Origin of the sequence: Archaeoglobus sulfaticallidus PM70-1 (assembly GCF_000385565.1) — an archaeon.
Taxonomy (GTDB): domain Archaea; phylum Halobacteriota; class Archaeoglobi; order Archaeoglobales; family Archaeoglobaceae; genus Archaeoglobus_A; species Archaeoglobus_A sulfaticallidus.
This window is the reverse complement of record NC_021169.1, coordinates 272,079-292,733: the sequence shown is the minus strand read 5'-3', so window position 1 is coordinate 292,733 and position 20,655 is coordinate 272,079. Positions and strand designations below refer to the sequence as shown.

22 protein-coding genes are annotated in these 20,655 nt (G+C 43.8%); 13 read left to right on the top strand and 9 right to left on the bottom strand.

What is annotated here, in order from left to right; translation table 11 throughout:
- Nucleotides 1-2 precede the first annotated feature (2 nt).
- Complete coding sequence (gene cysS, locus ASULF_RS01640) at nt 3-1,445, bottom strand: cysteine--tRNA ligase (RefSeq protein ID WP_015589958.1); 1,443 nt, start codon at nt 1,443-1,445, stop codon at nt 3-5.
- A 20-nt stretch (nt 1,446-1,465) separates the two neighbouring features.
- Nucleotides 1,466-2,767, bottom strand: a complete 1,302-nt coding sequence (hxlA, locus tag ASULF_RS01635; protein ID WP_015589957.1) for a 3-hexulose-6-phosphate synthase — start codon at nt 2,765-2,767, stop codon at nt 1,466-1,468.
- A 92-nt stretch (nt 2,768-2,859) separates the two neighbouring features.
- Between hxlA and ASULF_RS01630 the strand changes: the two genes are divergently transcribed.
- The 7 genes from ASULF_RS01630 to ASULF_RS01600 all read left to right on the top strand — a co-directional run bounded on the left by ASULF_RS01630 (nt 2,860) and on the right by ASULF_RS01600 (nt 8,362).
- Nucleotides 2,860-3,672, top strand: a complete 813-nt coding sequence (locus ASULF_RS01630) for a hypothetical protein (RefSeq protein ID WP_015589956.1) — start codon at nt 2,860-2,862, stop codon at nt 3,670-3,672.
- A 57-nt stretch (nt 3,673-3,729) separates the two neighbouring features.
- Nucleotides 3,730-4,299, top strand: coding sequence for a pyruvate ferredoxin oxidoreductase subunit gamma (locus ASULF_RS01625; protein WP_015589955.1), 570 nt, complete (start codon nt 3,730-3,732; stop codon nt 4,297-4,299).
- Nucleotides 4,293-4,583, top strand: coding sequence for a 4Fe-4S binding protein (locus ASULF_RS01620; RefSeq protein ID WP_015589954.1), 291 nt, complete (start codon nt 4,293-4,295; stop codon nt 4,581-4,583). The genes ASULF_RS01625 and ASULF_RS01620 overlap by 7 nt, the downstream gene beginning before the upstream one ends.
- A gap of 12 nt (nt 4,584-4,595) precedes the next feature.
- On the top strand, nt 4,596-5,771 hold the full coding sequence (locus ASULF_RS01615; protein ID WP_015589953.1) for a transketolase C-terminal domain-containing protein: 1,176 nt from the start codon (nt 4,596-4,598) through the stop codon (nt 5,769-5,771).
- Entirely contained in the window at nt 5,768-6,643 is an 876-nt protein-coding gene (locus tag ASULF_RS01610) for a thiamine pyrophosphate-dependent enzyme (RefSeq protein ID WP_015589952.1), read from the top strand. The genes ASULF_RS01615 and ASULF_RS01610 overlap by 4 nt, the downstream gene beginning before the upstream one ends.
- Nucleotides 6,644-6,794: 151 nt before the next feature.
- Nucleotides 6,795-7,574: an inositol monophosphatase family protein gene (locus ASULF_RS01605; RefSeq protein WP_015589951.1), complete on the top strand. Its 780-nt coding sequence runs from the start codon at nt 6,795-6,797 to the stop codon at nt 7,572-7,574.
- An 8-nt stretch (nt 7,575-7,582) separates the two neighbouring features.
- Entirely contained in the window at nt 7,583-8,362 is a 780-nt protein-coding gene (locus ASULF_RS01600) for an NAD(+)/NADH kinase (RefSeq protein WP_015589950.1), read from the top strand.
- Here ASULF_RS01600 and ASULF_RS01595 read toward each other — a convergent pair whose 3' ends face one another.
- On the bottom strand, nt 8,363-8,830 hold the full coding sequence (locus ASULF_RS01595) for a hypothetical protein (RefSeq protein WP_015589949.1): 468 nt from the start codon (nt 8,828-8,830) through the stop codon (nt 8,363-8,365). It lies immediately after the preceding gene.
- Between the two features lie 114 nt (nt 8,831-8,944).
- On the opposite strand from ASULF_RS01595, the gene ASULF_RS01590 reads away from it, so the two are divergent.
- The 4 genes from ASULF_RS01590 to ASULF_RS01575 all read left to right on the top strand — a co-directional run bounded on the left by ASULF_RS01590 (nt 8,945) and on the right by ASULF_RS01575 (nt 12,460).
- The gene (locus ASULF_RS01590) at nt 8,945-9,247 is read left to right on the top strand and encodes a hypothetical protein (RefSeq protein WP_015589948.1); all 303 of its coding nucleotides are present in this window, start codon (nt 8,945-8,947) and stop codon (nt 9,245-9,247) included.
- Nucleotides 9,248-9,323: 76 nt separating this feature from the next.
- On the top strand, nt 9,324-11,165 hold the full coding sequence (locus ASULF_RS01585; RefSeq protein WP_015589947.1) for a 2-oxoacid:ferredoxin oxidoreductase subunit alpha: 1,842 nt from the start codon (nt 9,324-9,326) through the stop codon (nt 11,163-11,165).
- Between the two features lie 4 nt (nt 11,166-11,169).
- Nucleotides 11,170-12,003 (top strand): thiamine pyrophosphate-dependent enzyme, encoded by an 834-nt coding sequence (locus tag ASULF_RS01580; protein WP_015589946.1) that lies wholly within the window; start codon nt 11,170-11,172, stop codon nt 12,001-12,003.
- Nucleotides 12,004-12,031: 28 nt separating this feature from the next.
- On the top strand, nt 12,032-12,460 hold the full coding sequence (locus ASULF_RS01575; RefSeq protein WP_015589945.1) for an archease: 429 nt from the start codon (nt 12,032-12,034) through the stop codon (nt 12,458-12,460).
- 14 nt (nt 12,461-12,474) lie between these two features.
- Here the strand turns inward: ASULF_RS01575 and ASULF_RS01570 are convergent, their stop codons facing one another.
- The 3 genes from ASULF_RS01570 to ASULF_RS01560 all read right to left on the bottom strand — a co-directional run bounded on the left by ASULF_RS01570 (nt 12,475) and on the right by ASULF_RS01560 (nt 14,424).
- On the bottom strand, nt 12,475-12,771 hold the full coding sequence (locus tag ASULF_RS01570; protein ID WP_015589944.1) for an ATP-binding protein: 297 nt from the start codon (nt 12,769-12,771) through the stop codon (nt 12,475-12,477).
- A 2-nt stretch (nt 12,772-12,773) separates the two neighbouring features.
- On the bottom strand, nt 12,774-13,151 hold the full coding sequence (locus ASULF_RS01565) for a hypothetical protein (protein ID WP_236609697.1): 378 nt from the start codon (nt 13,149-13,151) through the stop codon (nt 12,774-12,776).
- A 70-nt stretch (nt 13,152-13,221) separates the two neighbouring features.
- The gene (locus ASULF_RS01560; protein ID WP_015589942.1) at nt 13,222-14,424 is read right to left on the bottom strand and encodes an argininosuccinate synthase; all 1,203 of its coding nucleotides are present in this window, start codon (nt 14,422-14,424) and stop codon (nt 13,222-13,224) included.
- 112 nt (nt 14,425-14,536) lie between these two features.
- Between ASULF_RS01560 and ASULF_RS01555 the strand changes: the two genes are divergently transcribed.
- Complete coding sequence (locus tag ASULF_RS01555; protein WP_015589941.1) at nt 14,537-15,394, top strand: transcriptional regulator FilR1 domain-containing protein; 858 nt, start codon at nt 14,537-14,539, stop codon at nt 15,392-15,394.
- A 227-nt stretch (nt 15,395-15,621) separates the two neighbouring features.
- On the opposite strand, the gene ASULF_RS01550 is transcribed toward ASULF_RS01555, so the two are convergent.
- On the bottom strand, nt 15,622-17,211 hold the full coding sequence (locus ASULF_RS01550; RefSeq protein ID WP_015589940.1) for a sodium:solute symporter family protein: 1,590 nt from the start codon (nt 17,209-17,211) through the stop codon (nt 15,622-15,624).
- 12 nt (nt 17,212-17,223) lie between these two features.
- The gene (locus tag ASULF_RS01545) at nt 17,224-17,439 is read right to left on the bottom strand and encodes a hypothetical protein (protein ID WP_015589939.1); all 216 of its coding nucleotides are present in this window, start codon (nt 17,437-17,439) and stop codon (nt 17,224-17,226) included.
- Between the two features lie 248 nt (nt 17,440-17,687).
- Here ASULF_RS01545 and ASULF_RS01540 point away from each other — a divergent pair, with 248 nt between their 5' ends.
- Nucleotides 17,688-19,097: an NAD(P)/FAD-dependent oxidoreductase gene (locus ASULF_RS01540; RefSeq protein WP_015589938.1), complete on the top strand. Its 1,410-nt coding sequence runs from the start codon at nt 17,688-17,690 to the stop codon at nt 19,095-19,097.
- Nucleotides 19,098-19,176: 79 nt separating this feature from the next.
- Here the strand turns inward: ASULF_RS01540 and ASULF_RS01535 are convergent, their stop codons facing one another.
- Nucleotides 19,177-20,358, bottom strand: coding sequence for an MFS transporter (locus ASULF_RS01535; RefSeq protein ID WP_015589937.1), 1,182 nt, complete (start codon nt 20,356-20,358; stop codon nt 19,177-19,179).
- Nucleotides 20,359-20,655: the final 297 nt, after the last annotated feature.

Here is a 20,655-nt window from a genome sequence, read left to right as displayed (position 1 = left end):
ACTTATCCATTCCCACGGTAACTTCGATCAGTTTTCCACCTCGTCCCCCTCGGCGTGTCGATGAGGTGTATGCCCCTCTCTTTCAGCAAATCTCTTATTTCATCTGCTCGCCTGAAATTCTTCTCCTTTCTCGCCTGCTCTCTCTCCCTTATTAGATCAACAAATTCCTTAAGCTCCGGAACCCTCTCGTATTTCTCGAAAAGTCCAAGAACCCCACAAACTCTCTTGAAGGTCTCAAAAGCTGTCTCAAGAGTGTCTATCGACTGACATCGTGTGACAAGGTTGTTGATGTATGTCGAGAACTCATGCAGGATTGCCAAAACTTTTGGTGTATTCAGGTCATCATCCATGGCCTCTCTGAATCTGATCTCGAATTCCCTGATTTCTTTTTCCTCTTCAGCACCACAGTTTTTAGAGTAACTTTCGAATGTTTTGAGGGCTGAAATCTCCATATCGAGGTTCTCAAGTGCATTCTTTAGCGATTCATATGATTTACTTGCCCTCTCCATGGCTTTCTCAGAGTAATCGAGAGAGCTCCTGTAGTGGGCTGAGAGCAGGAAGTATCTCAGCACCTCCCCGCCATACTTCTCGATGACATCCCTTATCTTTATTATATTGCCAAGGCTCTTGCTCATCTTCTCTCCATTTATGGTGACGAAGTCGTTGTGTATCCAGTATCTCACAGGCTCGACATCGAATAGGGCATAGCTCTGAGCTCTCTCGTTCTCGTGATGTGGAAAGATGAGATCCTTACCACCTCCATGGATGTCAAAAGGAGCACCAAGAAACTTGGTCGCCAGAACCGAGCACTCGATGTGCCACCCCGGTCTGCCTTTTCCCCATGGAGAATCGAAAACGGATTCAGCTTTGATGTCCTCTTCCTTGGCTGCCTTCCACAGTGCGAAATCCTTAACATCCTTCTTTCTTGGATCGGGCTCTATCCTGTGTTTGTTCAGCTCCTCTAAGCTCATTCCTGACAGTTTACCGTATTCAGAGAAGCTCGGGACATGGAAGTAAACATCTTTGTTATTGTCTCCGACTTCATAAGCATATCCCTTCTCTATTATTTTCTTAACTGCTGCAATTATATCTGGAATGTTCTCGGTCACTTTCGGATGGTAATCAGCTGGAATAACATTCAGCTCAGCCATATCCTTCAGGTATTCTTCGATGAATCTCTCGGCAATCTCCTTCTGGGTTTTTCCCTCGCTTACAGCCCTTCTTATTATCTTGTCATCAACATCCGTGAAGTTCTGGACATATACAACCCTCTTTCCGAGGTACATCAGGTATCTCCTGAGCGTATCGAAAACTACCGCACTTCTCGCATGCCCTATGTGTGAGTAATCGTAGGCTGTGATGCCGCAAACATAAATTTTAACGGTATCAGATAGCTTTAGCTCTTCTTCCTGCTTTGTAAATGTGTTGTACATCCTCAGGGCCATTCCTATCCCCTTTAACGCCTCTAACTGACTTTCTCCCACTTGTAAAGCTCAACGATATCTGCTAAGGTTCTGCCCTTGTCCTCTATCTCTCCTCTAATTCTGTCCTCATGCTTCTTAACCTCAAGAGATCTCCTCGCTATCTCATAAGCCCTCTTTTTCGGTATGACCATAACCCCATTGTCATCAGCCACGATCCAGTCTCCGGGATTTACCTCAATCCCACCACAAACGATCTTTACATTTATTTCTCCAAATCCCTTTGGCTCTCCAGCGTTGGGAACCTCTCTTTTGGCGAAAACCGGATAGCCAAGCTTCCTTATATCATCAACATCTCTCACTGCTCCATCGATAATAACGCCCTCGATTCCCTTGTTAAGGCAACTCCTCGTCGCAAGCTCACCCCAGACTGCGGTCGTGTCTCCAGAGCATTTTATCACTATAACCTCTCCCATCCCGGCAACATCAATCGCCTCTACCGGCTTTGCCCAGTCACCATCCATCGTGCTAACTGTAACAGCCTTTCCAACGATTTTCTTGCCCCTGTTTACTGGATGAATATCCATCATAGCCCTGGCTCTGTGCATGGCATCGCTTATGTTTGGGGTTGAAACCTTCATGAAAAGCTCCCTGATCTCCTCATCCAGACTCTTCTTCTTTACTCCACTAACAGAACCTTTCTCCCAGGCCTCATCTATCGCCTTCCTGATCTTTCTTGCTGACTCTGTAACATTTCTGGATTTCACGATGTTGCTTCCGACGATAACAATCTTTGCACCCTTGGTTATACACAAAGCAGACTTTTCAGCGTTCAATCCACCAGCTCCGGCAACGGGTATGCTTACTGCTTTTGCAATCTCCTTAAGTAGCTCTATCGGGTCCATTCCCATCATCTGCTGGTCTATTCCGATATGACAGTTTATGTAGTCAACTCCAAGCTCTTCAAGCTCCTTAGCTCTCTCAACCGGGTTTGTTACATTGATCATATCGACCATGATCTCTGAACCATATTTCCTTGCAGCTCTTATGGCCTCCTCGATAGTTGAGTTATCGCTTGCAGCAAGTATTATGACAATATCTGCACCGCTCTTTGCTGCCATCTCAACCTCTATCGCGCCTGTATCTATCGTTTTCATGTCTGCAACGATTTTATGGTCTCTATACCTCTTTTTAAGCTCCCTTACAGCATCCATTCCCTCGCTTTTTATCAGTGGAGTGCCAACCTCAATCCAGTCAGCACCGCCTTCAATAGCTTCGCTTGCTATCTCAATAGCTCTCTTCAATTCGAGAAGGTCGAGGGCCACCTGTAGAATTGGTCGATCCATACTTCGACTATGACCGAACGGTAATAAAGTTTTCTTTTCGACAATCTCGTATTCTCCGCAGTTGTAGCTGAAAAAGCTATTGGGGTGTAGCCATGAGGTCGCATTTCAGAGCATTTCAGGAGCATCCCGAAATCAATAAAAAAGAATTAAATATCACAATGACTTTACTTGTGCTGACCATGAGAAACCTCGAAGATTTTGAAAGGGAACTGAAGGGTGTTCTCGATGAGAAGTTCATGAATAGGCTGATAAATCTCAAAAAAACCGGTAATATATTCTCTCCAATGTTCTACCTCATTTTTACGAGGCTCGTTGAGTTATCGAGCGTATTGAACGATATAGTGCTGCCAAACAGGATTGAGCTTGTTGAGATGTTCAGAACGAGGAAGGAGTTTTTGCAGATAGACTACAACACGATAAACGAGTTCATAAGAAGGCTGTGGTACTTCGAATCCAAACGGGAGAAGGGTTATTCTTTCAGTCAGAGTCTTGAGGACTTCATGTATATCGTCTACAGAATGAAGGATGTCCAGAATAAGATTGATCAGGTCATCCTGAAGAACATCAGAAAATGGGAGAAAGATGAGATTGCCAAAATGTATTTTATAATGATAAAAACTTTCATTGAAATCGATGAAGAGGCTAACAACACAGTGAACGAGAGTCTGAGGCTTGAGATATTCAAGAACATAATCCTGAACCTGTTCACGAAGAAAGAAGAGGTTGAAGAGCTTATTTCTGTAGAATCTGAAAGTGAGATGCTCAACATCTTTAAAGCGATTCTTGAAGGAGATTACAGCGACGAAAGGGTATCTAAGTTGAAGGATTTGATAGATAACCTTACTGTAAGCGAGAGACTGGCGATAATGAAAACGATTGAGGCTTTTTTGAACTATAACAAATAATTGTTTTAAATTATCTTGATAAAAGTTAAATACAAATGAAAAATAGATGAACAGGGGGTGTCAGATATTTTAGTTGAGGTTAGGTTTCACGGAAGAGGAGGACAGGGTGTAGTTACTGCTGCTGACATGCTTGCAGTAGCTGGATTCAAAGATGGATACTACACGCTTTCATTCCCAACTTTTGGTGCTGAGAAAAGAGGCACTCCGGTAGCATCTTTTCTCAGACTCTCGGATGAACCAATTGTAAGCAGGGATGAGATATACTACCCTGATTATGTTGTTGTGATGGATCCAACTGTTATCGGCCCGGTAAAGGTTGATGCTGGTATAAAAAGCGACGGAAAAATAATCGCCAACTATCCAAAGGGCCCTGAGGAGCTGAAAGAGAGTATGGGTGTGGATGTTGAGGTTTACACGATAAACGCCACAAGAATGGCAATGGAACACCTCGGGAGGCCAATCACAAACACAGCCATGGTAGGGGCTTTTGTGGGTGCTACGGGCATAATAAAGATAGATTCAGTATTGGAGACCGTGAGAGAATGGTTTAGTGGTGAGCTTGCGGAAAAAAATGCAAAGCTGATTACAGAAGCTTATAATTACATGAAGGAGGTCTGCAAATGGTAGTTCGAGTAACGCTCGGAGGAGTATCGAAACCACTCCTGTCAAAGAACATGAAAACTGGGGACTGGGGGACAGAATACCCGGTTGTTGATGAGGAGAAATGCACGGCATGCAAAACATGCGAGCATCTCTGTCCTGATGCCTGCATAGTTATTGTTGAGAAGGGCGATACCAAGGTTGCGGTTCCGGATTACGATTACTGCAAGGGATGTGGTGTTTGCTTCTCTGTATGTCCAGCGGATGCAATAAAGATGGAACTCAAGGAGATTTATAAAGTTGAGGATTGAGGGGTGTTTTGAATGAAAAAGGTTGTTAGAGGTTTTTATTCCATTGCACATGCTGTCAAGCTCTGCAAACCGAATGTTATTGCTGCATATCCGATAACTCCTCAGACTGAGATCGTTGAAAATCTGGCCAAAATGTATTCAAACGGTGAGCTTGAAGGTTGTGAGTATGTTACCGCTGAGTCAGAGTTTGGTGCGGCATCGATTCTGGTGGGAGCTTCTGCTGCTGGAGCGAGGACATTCACGGCAACATGCTCTCAGGGATTGATCCTGATGAGTGAGGTTCTGCTGAACGCTGCTGGCATGAGGTTGCCGATAGTTCTGGTAAACACGAACAGAGCTTTGTCTGCTCCGCTCAGCATCTGGAACGACCATCAGGACAGCATGGTTCTGAGAGATGGTGGACTGATTCAGATCCATGTTGAAACCAACCAGGAAGCACATGACATGGTACCATTAGCTTTCAAGGTGGCTGAGAACAGCAAGGTGATGCTTCCGTTCATGATCAACATGGATGGTTTCAAGCTCACACATGCATATGAGCCTGTGGATCTCCTCGATCAGGATACAGTTGATTCCTTCCTCCCACCATACAACCCACCCGTCTACATGACGACAAAGAATCCGCTAACATTTGGATGCTATGCTCCACCACACTGCTACACCGAGTTCAGGGTTGTGATGCAGAGGGCCATGATGAGAGCTCTGGATGTTCTGGAGGAAACTTACAGAGAATGGGCTGAGGTTACTGGAAGGGACTGGGGCGGACATGTGGTTGGAGAGTTCCTCGATGATGCTGAACTTGCGATAGTCTCCATGGGCTCTCTGACAGGGATGGTCAGGGATGTTGTCAAGGAACTCAGGAAGAATGGAGTGAAGGTTGGATTGCTAAAGATAAGAACCTTCAGACCGTTCCCAGCAAAGCAGGTAAAGGAGGCTTTGAAGAACGCGAACAAGATTCTCGTGTTTGAGAGGGCTGTATCCTTTGGATATGAGGGGCCGGTAGGTATTGAGGTCAAAAGTGCCCTGTTCGGGCTGAATCCTGAGTTCTACTCATTTGCTGTTGGACTCGGTGGGAGAGATGTGCCGAGAGAGGAGCTGATGAAGATAATTACCGATGTCTACGAGGGCAAGGTTGAGCAGGGATTCCATTTCGGAACGGTTAAGGAGTTCGAGGAGGTGATAGTTTGACCTACTTCGCCTCTGGACATGGAGCCTGCCCGGGATGTGGGCTTGCGATAGCCGTCAGAAATGTTCTCGATGCCCTTGAGGGCAAGTGCTTCGTTGCGAACTCTACTGGGTGCCTGGAGATCATAAGCTCTCAGTATGAGAGGAGCGCGTGGGGTGTGCCCTACATTCACTCACTGTTCGAGAATGCTGGAGCTGTTGCAGCCGGAATAGAGCTTGCCTTGAAGGCATTGAAGAGGACTGATGAGGGCAAGGTTGTGGTGTTCGCTGGAGATGGAGCTACTGCGGACATCGGAATAGGAACGCTCTCGGGAATGATGGACAGGAATCACGATGTGATATACATCTGTCTGGATAATGAGGCATATCAGAACACGGGCAATCAGCAGAGCGGGTTAACTCCGATGGGGTCGAACACAACAACAACTCCCGCTGGGGCAATCATGCTGGGCAAAACAGGAAGGAAGAAGGACATGATCTCGATAGCCGTTGCTCATGGTCTGCCGTATGTGGCTTCAGCAAGTGTGGCGTTCCATGCAGACATAAGGAGGAAGGTTAAGAAGGCTGCAGAGATAGAGGGGGCGAAGTACATCCAGATACACACACCGTGCGTTACGGGATGGGGAATTGATGGCAAGCAGACGATAACCTCTGCAAAGCTTGCTTATGAGACTGCTCTGTATCCAATAGTTGAGTTCGAGAATGGCGAGCTGACGAGGGTGAGAAAGATCAAGGAAAGGAAGCCCGTTGAGGAGTACCTGAAAATACAGAGGAGGTTCAGGCACCTCTTTAAGCATCCAAGGGGACAGGAGATAATAAACCTCATCCAGAAAATAGCCGATGAAAATGCCAAGAAGTACAATCTCGACCTGTAATTTTAACCTTTTTTATTAAAGCCTCCCGCATAAGTCCTGTGATTCGCTTTGCTTGGCTCCAGATAAACTCCATTTTTCTGTCTGAGTGAGGACCAGCAGTAGAACACCAAAAACCTCAATGTTTTTTAACCCTCTCACCCTAAGCCAGAACATGAAAGTTAATTTTTTAGAGCTTTGCAGAAGCATCAGAGATGAGGTAAAAAAGAAGATCGAAAAAATTCCCGATTTTGAGCTTAGAGATTATGTGGGTATGGGCAAAGATGGTACTCCCACAAAAAAGGTTGATAAGGTTGCGGAAGATGTAGCCATCTCAATCCTAAAAGAATACGATTTCAAAATTGTGAGCGAGGAGGCTGGAGTTGTTGGAGAAGGGGACATCTTTGTGGCCTTGGATCCCGTAGATGGGACATTCAATGCAACAAGAAAGATCCCTCTATACTGCATCTCCATGTGCTTCTCAAAATCTGACAGGTTGTCAGATGCATTTTTTGCATATGTATCAAACCTCGCAACCCTCGATGAGTACTATGCTGAGGGAGAATGGAGCAGTGGATTTGCATACAAAAATGAGCAGAAAATAAAGGTCTCGAATAAAGAAGACATATCTATCTGCAATGCTGTGTTCTACTACCCAGACAGAAACTACGGTTTCAAGAGGATCAGGATATTCGGAAGCTCAGCCATAGAGCTTTGCCTGGTTGCTGATTCAAGCATGGACTGCTTCATAGACACGAGGGGAAATGTTAAGGGTATGCTGAGGATATACGATGTCTCTGCAGGACTTTTCATTGCGAAGTCTGCAGGGGCAAAGGCAACGGATCTGCGTGGAAATCCACTGGATTCAAAGAGAATAAGCATGGATGAGAGGTTAACATTAGTGGTTGCAAACCCGGTTTTGCACACCAAAATTATAAATCTACTGGGAAGCTAGTTTGAACGATGAAGGTTGCCATCGTCTATAAATACGGATCGATAGGACTCGCAAGAGAAGTAGCAAGCTTTTTAGAAGACAATGGGGTTTACACCGATCTGTATCATCTTCCTGTTCGCGATCTGAGCGATTACGATTTCATCATCAGTATAGGTGGAGATGGCACGATCCTTCAAATCCTTCAGTCCCTTGAAAACCCTCCACCAATTTTCGGGATAAACAAGGGCAGAATTGGTATTTTGACCCATGCAGAGCCTGACAATTTCAGAGATGGGCTTAGAAGAATTCTCGATGGAGATATGAAGGTTGAGAGCTTTATGAGGCTCGATTGCATAATCAACAGCGAGAGGACACATACAGCCCTCAACGAGATTGCTGTGTTAAGCTCAGAGCCTGCAAGGCTCATTGGCATGCGTGTTCTTGTTGACGGTGTGGAAATTGAGGATCTCAGAGCAGATGGGATGCTCTTTTCAACTCCAATAGGATCGACAGCCTATGCATTATCCACTGGAGGGCCTATTGTTGATCCATACCTTTTCTCAATCCTGATAACGCCAATAGCTCCTTTCAAGCTTGGATGGAAGCCCTGGATAGTCAAAAGGGACAGCAGAATCTCAGTTGAACTCTATCCCGACAGAAATTCGCTGATAATAGCGGATGGACAGAAGAGGGTTGAGGTCTCTCCAGATGCGAAGATTGAGATAGTGGAATCTGAACATCCTGCAAGGTTCTTTGAGATAAAAAACAGATTGAAAAGAATTGCTGAGAAATTAAAATATATAAGATGATCAAACGGGTGTTTTTATCGCTTTAAATCCCTCTTTAATAGCTAAAACCCTTTTATGGGCATCTATTCTGTTATGACTCCTGTATATCTCCGATATTATTGTTGCCAGCGAGTATATGCCGAGCCTCGCAAGCGCTCCAAGCATTGGATACTCCTCACCGCACTCGAACTTTCTGGCAATCTTTCTGGCATCCACACAGAAGACATTTTTGCTTGAGTAAACCCTGTCATCAAAGAATCCGTTTATATATATGTCCGAGCTTTCATATGATGGTGGCGTTAGAGAGACGAATATTTTCTTGCAGCATTTCTCTCCAGTTCTGATCCGTATTATCAAAACCGTCCTCCCAAAAAGCTTTCTCATTGTTATGTCGTAGTCTAAGCCTTCCTTATACAGACACCTTCTCAGAGCATCCATGAATTCCGGGTTCTTAACATCTCCAAACACTATCTGGTACGATTTTATCACCTCTGTCTCTTTTTTAACTACAATGATAAATAATGATATTTATGTCTTTTGGTTGTGTGAGAGTTGTGGGGGTGTAGAAATGCATATATATTTTTCAAGACAAAGTGGTAGATAATGAGGGAAATTGATAAAATTTGCAAAAAATGTGCAAAATTTTCCGTTCATGAGATTTATTCCTACATAGGGTTCTGTGTTGAAAGAAAGGTGACAGTCAGATTTCACGATGTTTGTGAGGATTTCACACACTTCGATTTCGAGACGAAATCCCGGGAAATCTTTGAGAAAGGATGGGTTTACTGCATGACATGCAGGATGCCAATCTTCAGCGTAGAGGAGCTTGAAGAGCATGAGGATGACATAATTGTCAGGGAGTTCTTTCTGGAAGAAGTTCATGAGGAGCTGCACTCTGCTGATTAGCTGATTGTTAAACTGGTTGCAGGATTAATAATTGGTATTAATAAGCTTTTAATATTATACAGAAAAAAAGGATCTGATGGAATTAATTATTGCTGGAGCCCAAGGTTCTGGACTGGAGTCAGCGGGGACTATTCTTACCAGAGCTTTTGCACTGATGGGTTATTCTGTGCTGTCGAACAGGGAATACTATTCGAATATAAAGGGCAGGCACAGCTACATACATACAAAGGTCTCCGAAAACTCACTCTCGCTAAGTCTTCCGGTGGATCTGGTAGCGGTAATGGATGCGGAGAGTGTCTTTTTCCATTATAGCGATGTCAAAGAAGGTGGTTACTTCATATATGACCTCTCAACAAACGATAGAACATTAGATTCAATAAAAACGATGGGCAGGAAGGAAAGGGAAAGAACATCCAGAAAGCTGAAGGAACTGGGGCTTGATGATGTGGAATCCGTTATCGACTACATCGGAAAAAAGGTTAATGTGGTTGGGATAGATTTCAAAAAGGTATTTTTGGAGCTTAAATCAAAGTACAGTATTCAGCCAAAGAAAGCATCCAAGTATGTTAGCTCTATCCTAATAGGATCGATTGCAGGGATTACAGGCTTGGAAATGAGTGTGCTTGAAGAGTCCATAAAAGCCAGATTTAAAGGGGTGCTGGCTGAACACAACATATTCATTGTGGAGGAAATATCTGATGAGGTTAGGTCTGTTTTTGGTACACCTTTCAAGCTCGAAAGAAGGCAGAGTGATGAACGAATAGTTGCAAATGGGAACGAAATCGTTGCCATGGCGAAGATCGTGGCTGGCATGGATTTTCAGAGCTACTATCCCATAACTCCTGCAGGCGATGAGAGCCTGTTTCTGGAGAAGCACATGAGTAATGTGTATCAGATGGAGGATGAGATCTCTGCCATATGCTCTGCAATAGGCTCAGCCCTAACAGGGGCGAGAAGTTCCACCTCAACGAGTGGCCCGGGATTCAGCCTGATGGTAGAGGCTTTGGGATGGGCTGGAATGAACGAGGTGCCGGTAGTCATAACATACTATCAGCGAGCCGGGCCGAGTACGGGAATGCCGACAAGAGGATCACAGAGTGATCTCCTGTTTGCGCTATTTGCCTCGCATGGTGAATTTCCGAGAATAGTTATTGCGTCAGGAGATCATGAAGAAGCCTTCTACGACACGATCTCGGCTTTCAACCTTGCAGACAAGTATCAGCTTCCAGTTATTCACTTACTGGATAAACACCTTGCAAATTCGATTTCTACCATTTCCTTACCAGATATAAGCAAAATAGAGATAGATAGGGGTTTAATTGCTGAATCTGATGTTGAATCTGAAGAGGGCTATCAGAGGTTCTCGTTTGGGGATACATATCCAGTCTCGCCAAGATCGTTCATTGGCAAATCCGTGATGTGGTACACGGGAAGTGAGCACGATGAGTTCGGGCATGTAACTGAAGATCCAGAATTCAGAATCAGGATGTATGAGAAGAGGATGAAGAAACTCGAACTTATCGATAGAGAACTTGACGATGATTTTAAGGCGAGGGTGTATGGAGAGGGATCGGATTTGCTTTTGATCGGGTGGGGATTTACCAAAGGGGCGTGTGTTGATGCGGTAAAGGATTTAAAAGAAAAGGGGATTTCTGCAAGCTATCTCAGCATAAAACTTCTATCCCCTTTTCCTTCCAGATTGATCGAATCTGTAATCAGGGATTACAGCGAGGTCGTGCTTGTGGAGGAGAACTATCTCGCACAGCTTGGAAAGCTGATATCCATGGAATGTGGGATTAAGATAGACAGGACGATTCTGAAGTTTAGTGGCAGATGTTTTTACAGAAATGAGGTTGTGGAAGCTGTGGAAAGGATAATGAGGGGAGAAAATAGGGTTGTTGTGAATTGTGGGTGGTAATAGCATGATCTTGAAAAAGTACAAAACCGATCTCTGGATCGACTGGTGTGCTGGATGTGGAAACTTTGGCATCCTTTCAGCGATATACAGGGCTTTTTCGGAGCTAAACCTCGATCCAAGGAAAACTGTGCTAGTTTCAGGAATCGGATGCTCCGGGAAGATACCTCACTTTGTGAATGTTAACGGCGTCCACACTCTGCATGGCAGGGCAATTCCGTTTGCTGTCGGGATAAAGCTCTCTAATCCCGAACTCACGGTTATGGTTAACGGGGGAGATGGAGATCTGCTTGGAATAGGGGCTGGACACTTCGTCTCGCTTGGAAGGAAGAATGTTGACATAACCGTTATACTTCACAACAACGGTGTTTACGGGCTAACTAAGGGACAGGCCTCACCAACCTTGGATTATGGATTGAAAACCAAAGCTCTGGCAGAGGCTAATAGGCTATATCCACTCAACCCGATAACTCTTGCAATCGTATCGGGATACACCTTTGTTGCTAGGAGCTATGCTCTGAAGCCTGAACATCTGAAGGAAATAATAAAGAAAGGTATCAACCACAGGGGATCGGCATTGATCGAGGTTTTACAGCCCTGTGTAACATATAACAACATCCATACATGGAAGTACTACAGCGAGAGAATCTACGAGCTTGAATCTGATTCCGGACTTGATTTTAGCGAAGCAATTGAGAAATCCAAGGAGAAGGAGAGAATACCAATCGGCATCTTTTACATGGAGAAAAAGAAGGTTTTAGAGGGGATTGATAAGAGGGCCAAGCTAAGCAATGAAGACTTCAAAAACCTGTTCAGAGAGAAGATAATTCGAGCGACATAGTTTTATCTTTTGAAGTGGTTGAAAGATTATGGAAGGATACAGGCTGATAAATCATACAGCTGACATCGCCTTTGAAGCTTATGGATACAGCCTTGAAGAGCTTTTCGAGAACGCTACAAGGGCTTTTTATGATGCCTTTGCTGTGCTTGAGAGTGTTGGTATCGATAGAGAACAGATTATCGAAATGGAGGATTCGGATATAGAGATGTTGTTCTTCAGATATCTTAATGAGTTGCTGTATCTGTTTGACACAGATTTCTTCGCCGGGAAGGAGGTTAATGTCAGCATCGAGGATGTTGAAGATGAATTAAGACTGAAAGCTAAGCTGAAAGGGGGGAAGATCTCGCCGGAGATTGTCAAAACCGAGCCAAAAGCAATAACTTTGCATAAGTTTATGATAGAAAAGGTTAAAAATGAAAAAGAATTCTGGAAGGCTTTTGTTGTGGTTGATATTTGAATTACCAATTTGAATTACTTCGCCCTCAATTCCTCTGGCTTGTAGTGCAGACTCAGCTTATCCAAGAAATCCTCAAAATTTATCCTTGAAAGTATGCTCCAGTCAAAATCCTCTGCTTCTCTCTCCTCTATATATAGTGCATGAGATGGGCAGACGGCTATGCACGATCCAAAACCATCACACAGCTTTTCATCTCTGAGCTTAGCTTTGTCGTTTTCCAGATAGAGTGCGGAAGTTGGGCAGGAGTTAACGCATCTCCCGCAGCCTATGCAGAGCTCCTCATCAACGGCTATTATCATCCTCTTGCCCATAATCAGCCACCTCTATGCGCCTTTATCTCGGCCTGCAGCATGCTTTCATCGACTTCTCCTGTGTATTCCTCAGTTTCTCCATTCACCCTGACTATCTTTCTCGTAACCTTAATCTCGCTCTTGCCCTTCTCCTTTCTCTCTTCATTTGCCTTTTCAACCATCATGTGGATGGCTTGGCAGCATGGGACCTCCATTGAGAATATCTCTATCTCTTCAGCACTGGATTCATCAACTATCAGCCTTATCTTCTCAAACATCCTTCTCGGATCTTCGAGCATCGGACAGCCAATAATCAGAGCCTCTTTACCGAATTTCTCACTGATTTCTTTATTTACAACCAAAGCACAGTCTGCAGAGATCGTGAGCTTCTTATCCTGCATGAAAGGTGCCTTTGGATGCACCAACAATATCTTTATCGGCCATTGCATAAAAAAAATTGTTTTTAAGTACTTATCTCTCTTTTCCCGAATCTTTTAGGTTTCTCATAATCTCCCTGTACAGTCTGCCCTGCAATCCGTGGAAGGCGGAGTATCCCTCTGCGAGCTTTTGATCTATTGAGGTTGTGTCGAAGGATGTAAGCTCTTCGCTGTATAACGCGTAGTCTGAATACCTTGCGACAGGTATCACGCTGCCCTTGTAAAGCTTCAGCTTAACCCATCCGGTGACTCTCTCCTGTGTTTTGTCTATGAACGCGTTGAGGGCATTATATAAGGGATCGTTTGTCAGCCCGTAGTAAACAAGCTCCGCCCATTCTTCCTCAACAAATCTCTTGAACTTCAACTCCCTTCTGCTGAGAACAAGCTTTTCTAGATCTCTGTGTGCGGTGAGCAGTATCGTTGCTGCAGGATGTTCGTAATTCTCTCTAGCCTTCAAACCCAGCACTCTGTCTTCCATCATATCCGTTCTGCCAACCCCATGCTTTCCGCCAATCTCGTTCAGCATTCTGATGAGTTCGTAGCCCTTCATTTTCTCATCGTTGATCGATACGGGAATTCCTTTCTCGAAGTCAATCTTTATGATCTCTTCTTCATCAGGAGCCTTCTTTGGATCAACTGTCCACTCATAGATTTCTTCTGGAGGTATAAACGATGGATTTTCCAGTTTCCCGCCCTCAACACTTCTGCTCCAGAGGTTTTCATCTATGCTGTATGGCTTGTCTTTTGTGGCCTTGATATCTATGTTCTTCTCCTTAGCGTACTCGATCTCCCATTCTCTTGTTAGGTTCAGATCTCTCATCGGGGCTATAACCCTGAAACCATACTGGAGAAAAACATTCTCAAATCTAAGCTGATCGTTACCCTTACCCGTACATCCATGAGCTATGGCAACGGCATTCTCCTTTAAGGCTATTTCAACAGTCTTTTTGGCTATAATAGGTCTGGCTATTGCTGTTCCGAGAATATAACCTTCATAATCTCCATTAGCTTTAATTAGCCTGAAAAGGGCTGAAACGAAGTCCTCTTTCGCATCGACCGTGTAATGCTTGTCCGCGTACCTCTTACCCCTTTCCTCAGCCTCAAGAACCTCCTTTTCAGGCTGACCAATATCAACTGTTACGGTTATTACCTCATCAAAACCATATTTTTCTTTTAACAGTGGAATGCAAACTGTTGTATCTAACCCTCCAGAGTATGAAAGCACGACCCTATCCATGTTTTCGATATTCTGGTTCATCTTAAATAATTTACCCGAAATCCATTCTAACAATGTTAAATTCAAAGCCTAAAGACGAAATATTTTTAACCTAGGTAAATTATCCAGAAGTGTGGAGTTTGATAGGCTCGTGAGTGTGCTCAAAGAAGCATCTCTGCCTAAAAGAATTGAAATGCTTGAAATAATAAGAGATAGTGGTGAGAATGGGATAGAGCACTCAAAACTGAATGAACTGGTTAAAAATGGGTTGGGACTTCCACCATCGACTTTTTACAGATCTCTCAACAACATGTTCTCTCTGGGTTTGATAAGAAAGGATGATGATAAAATATATCTGACTCCCATAGGAACTCTCCTCATAGATGCAATTCAATGCATCAACGATCTGCTTGAGTTTGAGTATTTGGATATCGCTTCGGCTTTCGTCCTTACAATACCTCCGGAAATGCGGTTTGGTGTGAGGTACATAAAGGAATGCAAGAAAGTTGACATAACCGAAACCAGTAGGCTAGTCTACGATCTCATAGCAGGAGTTGAGAAGGGCGGGAAGTATATAGACAGGATAATCGATCCAGACCTTTATGCTCTAATGCTTAAGAAAAGAAAAGAATGTGCAACAGAGAAAGTAATATCATCTGTTGATACCGTAATCCCCAGACTTAATGCAGAAATTGAGGCTGCGAAAAAAACCAATTTCGATAGGGATACGATAGAGGAGCTTGAAGAGAAGCTGGAGATAAAGGTTCTGGATCTACCGCTTCAGCTTGGTGTTATCGATGAGAGAATTGGAGTGATTATGTTTTTAAAGGACAAGTATTTCACGCCGATATTTATCACAGAAGATAAAAAGGCTGTGAGGTGGATGGACAGCGTATTCGATTACTACTGGGATATGGCAGAACCGCTTGATAAGTATCTGGAAGGCGGTATGGAAGGCTGGAAAAGGAGAGTAGTTGAGGCTGTTAGCTGAATGCATTTCTGGATGATTAGCCTGGCCAATCCTCACCCTTGCTGATTTATTCTGAATACCACGAAGACCATCAGTGGTTTTTAGGCAGAATCATGAATGTGAGCAGACCCCCAATGGATGATGAGATGTCAGCCAGCAATCCATTAACTTAGTAATTTAGATTATAAATATTTCAGATAATGGATAAAAATTCAAAAAATAAAAAATTTCAAAAGTGAGATCTTACTTCAGACTTCCTTCGTAAGCTCGACACAGTACTTCTGCACAGCCTCTTCCTCAACTGGCTTGGTTATCAGCGAGACGATTATGAACAGTAGGAAGCCCACTGGAATGGCCCAGACTTGGTGTGGTGTAATCAGAGCCTTCGGGTTGCCATACAGCACATCGTTGAGGAAGAAGAACGCGTGGTGTCCGAGCACGAGCTTGGCCTTGAGCCATGCATACAGGTGAAGGACTGTCATGACTATCGCGGTTGTCCACATAGCAGCTCTGGTGGCCCTCTTCCACCACAGGCCGAGGATTAAACCTGGACCAAGAGCGGATATGATGACAACGAATGCCCATCCTGAGAGATCCAAGACGAGTCCGGGTGGATTGACTGCAACAATCAGACCTATCAGCAGGAATATCACTGAAACAATTCTGGCCAGAAGGACCGGATTCTCCTTGGCGAACTTGCTCTTGAGCAGCATGTCACCCCAGTCTCTTGTCATCATAACATTAACGACCATAACCCATCCTGCTGCAGTGGACATAGCAATAGCCAGACCACCAGCAGCCAGAATACCGAGAACGAATGGGTTCTGAAGTGCCTCAACTGCTGCGACCATTGAGTAGTCCGTCCAGCCTCCAACACCATACTGTGCCATGTAGTTCTTGAGGATCACAACCGCGTTTGCACCCTCTGTTGCCATCGGGCCGGTCTCGATCATGACCTTGGATGCTGCACCGATTATCTCGAGGGCTATGTAGAATATACCAGCAGCGAGTGTACACCAGAAAATGCTCCTTCTTGCAGTCTTGATATCCATCGTTGTGAAGAATCTGACGACTGTGTATGGCATTGTTGCGAATCCATAGTGCCACACGAAGAACCATCCAATAATTGCAATCCACGAGCCACTAAGCAGATGTGGTGGGTTTGGATCGGATGGTGTGTTCCAGAATTTCGGATTGTTCGCAGCAACCGCATCATAGAATGCCCCAAGACCACCAAGCTTACCAACTATGGCTATGGCGGCTATAACAGCTGCTATTGTCATCAAAGCTGCTTGGAATGCAGCGTTCCAGCTCGTGGCAATCATACCGCCCCATACGACATACAGCATGACGATTATTGTTCCTATGATAATACCGTATATGTACGGGACTCCGAGAATCGCCAGCAGGAATAGTGCCATACCGACTATTGAGAGGGTTATGTACAGTATCGAGCCGATTATTGTGACGACTCCAACGAGCCATCTGAGCCTCTCATCGTTGTATCTATCGACATAATAATCAGCAAAGCTTGTTGGGGCATACTTCCTCAGAGCTGAAGCTGTTAGCAATGTGGCAACTGGCATTCCTGCGATAATTGCCGCCATTGCCCACCAGAATGGGTAACCTAGTATGAATATGTACGCAGGCAATCCGAGCATCGAAGCGGGACTCAGGTATGTGGATTCCAGAGCGAGACCGTTGACCACACTGCCTATCTGCCTGCCTGCAACATAGTAGTCGGTTGCACTCTTCATCCTCTGTCTTGAATAGTATCCAATCGCAATAACACCGAGAAAATACAGAACGGTTATACCAACTACAATCGAGTCAACCATACAACAACACCTCTATACTCCTCTTGCCTCTTCCGCCTTCTCGGGGAAGTAGAAGGATATTATCGACATTATCAGTGGTATCAAGAATGTTCCAACCACCGCCGCATACCAGAATGGTGCCAATGGTATATGGTTTATCCCTGCAGTCGCTTCAAGTATCCAACATAGTGCCGTCCATCCATAAAACAAAACTAAACTTATCCAAAACACTTTAGGGGGCCATGGCATTACATCACCTCAATTGAAAGTAAAAATAATTAAGGATTTAAATTTTTCTATTTTTTTCGTTATAGTTCAGATTAATCGTTAATTTAGCATTAGCACGCTGACAGTGTCGATTGTTATAGTAGTTATTTTTGTAGATTTTATAAAATAGCTTTTAATAATACCATACAAAGAGGGTGTGCCAATTTCTAAAGGGTATCGAAAATATTGGAAAGTGTTAAATAACCTTCCTGTAAAGAGGGTAAAAATGTATGAAATTTGATGTAATAATTATAGGTGCTGGACCCGGAGGGATGTTTGCCGCTCATAAACTGGCCAGTAAAGCAAGCGTTGCTATTTTTGAGATGGGTAGAAACATCGACAAAAGAAAGTGCCCGAGCGATCTTGCGGAGACCTACTGCATTAAATGCGATCCCTGCAACATAACATCTGGAGTTGGGGGGGCTGGTGGATTATCGGATGGTAAGCTCAACTTTGTGAAACCTGAGTATCCCTCCAGCTATACTGTTGGAGGGGATTTTCTCGGGCTTATCGATCCAGATTATCTGCTTAAAAAGATGGATGAGGTCGACTCCATCTTCCTCGAGAACGGGGCTCCAGATGAGGTTTACGGCATGGATGATGACAAGCTCACCAAGTTCCTAAGAAAAGCGAATTCCGCAGGAATAGAGTTCGTTCCACTAAAGCAAAGGCATGTTGGCAGTGATGAACTACCAAAGGTGATAAAGAATATCGAGGATTACCTTCTTGGAAATGGAGTTAAGATATTCACGAATAAAACGGTTGTTGACATAAATCCTAATGAAAAGAAGATTTACACTGCTGATGGAGAGGAATATGAATATGACAAGCTGATCATCGGTGTTGGAAGGGGAGGAGCGAAGTGGCTTGAAGAGTGGGCAGTTAAATATGGAATGAAGCTGAGTAAAGCCTCCGAAGCGAGAGCGATAGATGTTGGAGTGAGGGTGGAAGTTCCAGCCTCCATTATGGATGAGATAACTTCAGTAATATACGATCCCAAGCTGAGGGTTATAACGAAAAAGCATGATGACTACCTTAGAACATTCTGCACATGCCCGAGAGGGTGGGTTATCAGGGAGGATTATGGTAGTTTCTGTCTTGTGAATGGACACAGCAAGGCTAAGGAGAAAACAAACAACTCAAATTTCGCATTGCTTGGACATTACAAGTTCACAGAGCCGTTTGAACATCCGAACGAGTGGGGCAGGGATCTGGCGAGAATAACGACCAAGCTTGGAGGAGGGAATCCGATAGTGCAGAGGCTGAAAGACCTCAGGCTTGGGAGAAGGAGCACAGAGAACAGAATAAGGAATAACATACTCGTCAGACCAACCCTCAAAAAGGCAATTCCTGGAGATATCAGCTTGGCATATCCTGGAAGGGTTGTTACGGATATTCTGGATGCTCTTGAGCAGCTTGACAAGGTTATACCTGGAGTCGCAGACGATTCCACACTGCTGTATGCTCCGGAGATCAAGTTCTACTCGCTGAAGCTTGAGGTTGACTCTGAGATGAGAACAAACCTGAAAGATATTTATGCCATTGGAGATGGGGCAGGAGTTAGCAGGGGAATAGTCGGTGCTGCAGTTACCGGGTTGATTGCCGGGGAGAGCATTTTGAAGGATTTCAAGAGGGGTTAGAGTTTCTCTTTTTTCTTTTTTGACAGTTTAACTTGTGGTATATCAAAAGGATGTGAAATAGGAAAGAGTTTCTACTAAGTTAATCCAGCTTAAATTTAAATTCTTCTGAAACCCTGAGCTGAGAGAGAATACCGGATAGAACTATAAGAAAACCAAAAATATAGAATGGAGACTGAAATCCAATATATCCTCCAAGAAATCCGGCTATTATTGGCCCAAAGGCAAGTCCAAGGGTTAGAGAGGAATTCGTTATGCTCATACCCAGTCCTAGGTTCTGTTCACTTTTATCAGCTACAAGGGCTGTTGCGGGAGAATAAACAAATGCAACTAACACTCCCTGCAGAGTTCTTAGAATTACAAACTGCTCAAAATTTTTGCAAAAGGGTACAGCGATTGTTGATAATCCAAGCAGGATTGTTCCGATAACAAAAATCTTTTTTCTCCCAATTTTATCACTTAAATTTCCTGCTGGAGTGTTAAAAAACGTTCTTGTAATTATATATGCTGAATATGTAATTCCAAATGTTAATGGGGTTAATGCCATGTATTTAAAAAACGACTCTTCAAGAGGAACATATGAGGAGAGGGCACATATTGTAAAGAAAAGGGAGAGGGAGATGACAAAAATCTCAGGTGATGGTTTCTCATTCCCTCTGTCATTTACATTGATTTTATCAACTTTTGGAACTAGCTTCAAAACAAGTACTGCACTTACTAAAGTGAGTAAAGCTCCTGAAACAAAGACTTCATTAAATCCATAAAATTCAAGCAAGAATCCAGCGAGAACAGGTGAGACAGCAAATCCAATATCAGTCACAGTATAAAACAAACCAAAATTTTCTCCTCTATTACTTTTTTTAGAGATTGAAGCGATTATTACCACGGATGAGACCATAACCATAGCTTCTGTAAAACCAAGAGCAACTCTTACAGAAATCAGTGAGAGAAGGTCTCTAACGAACGTGTAGGAATAAAGAACAAGTGTGGTTAAAAGCAGTCCTGAGAAAAGTATCTTCTTTACTCTACCATACCTATCAATGAAAAACCCCAGTACTGGCTGGACAAGAGTCGCAATTATCCCCCAGATGGCAATAACAATTCCGGAAAGAAAAGCATTAGGAATTTCAGTTTCATTTATTTCTGCTATTAGCAGTGGCAAGGCGAAGTAAACTGCACCCCCTCCAAGAGCATCTGATAATCTTGAAAATGATATGGTAAGTATTGTTTTCCGGTTTTTGATATAATTTGTTACGGTGAACATGAGTCGGAAATTTGATGTCAGGATTTATTAACTCTTCACTCTGGAAGGAGTGACAGAATAACCGTCTGTTTCTCATCCATATTTCATATTCAGATCGTTTTGGTTAGCAATAAAAAGTTAGGCTTAGTGCTGGAGAATTCTATACGATGTGAGGAAGATACAGCATTCCTGTTAGTGCGAGAGTTATAAACGGATGTTAAACTGTGAAAAAGCATCTAATACCTCAACCGGAACATGGTGGGTAGAACCCCTCTTTTCTATAAAGACCTCCTATTCAAAGCCCTCTTTATCCAAACC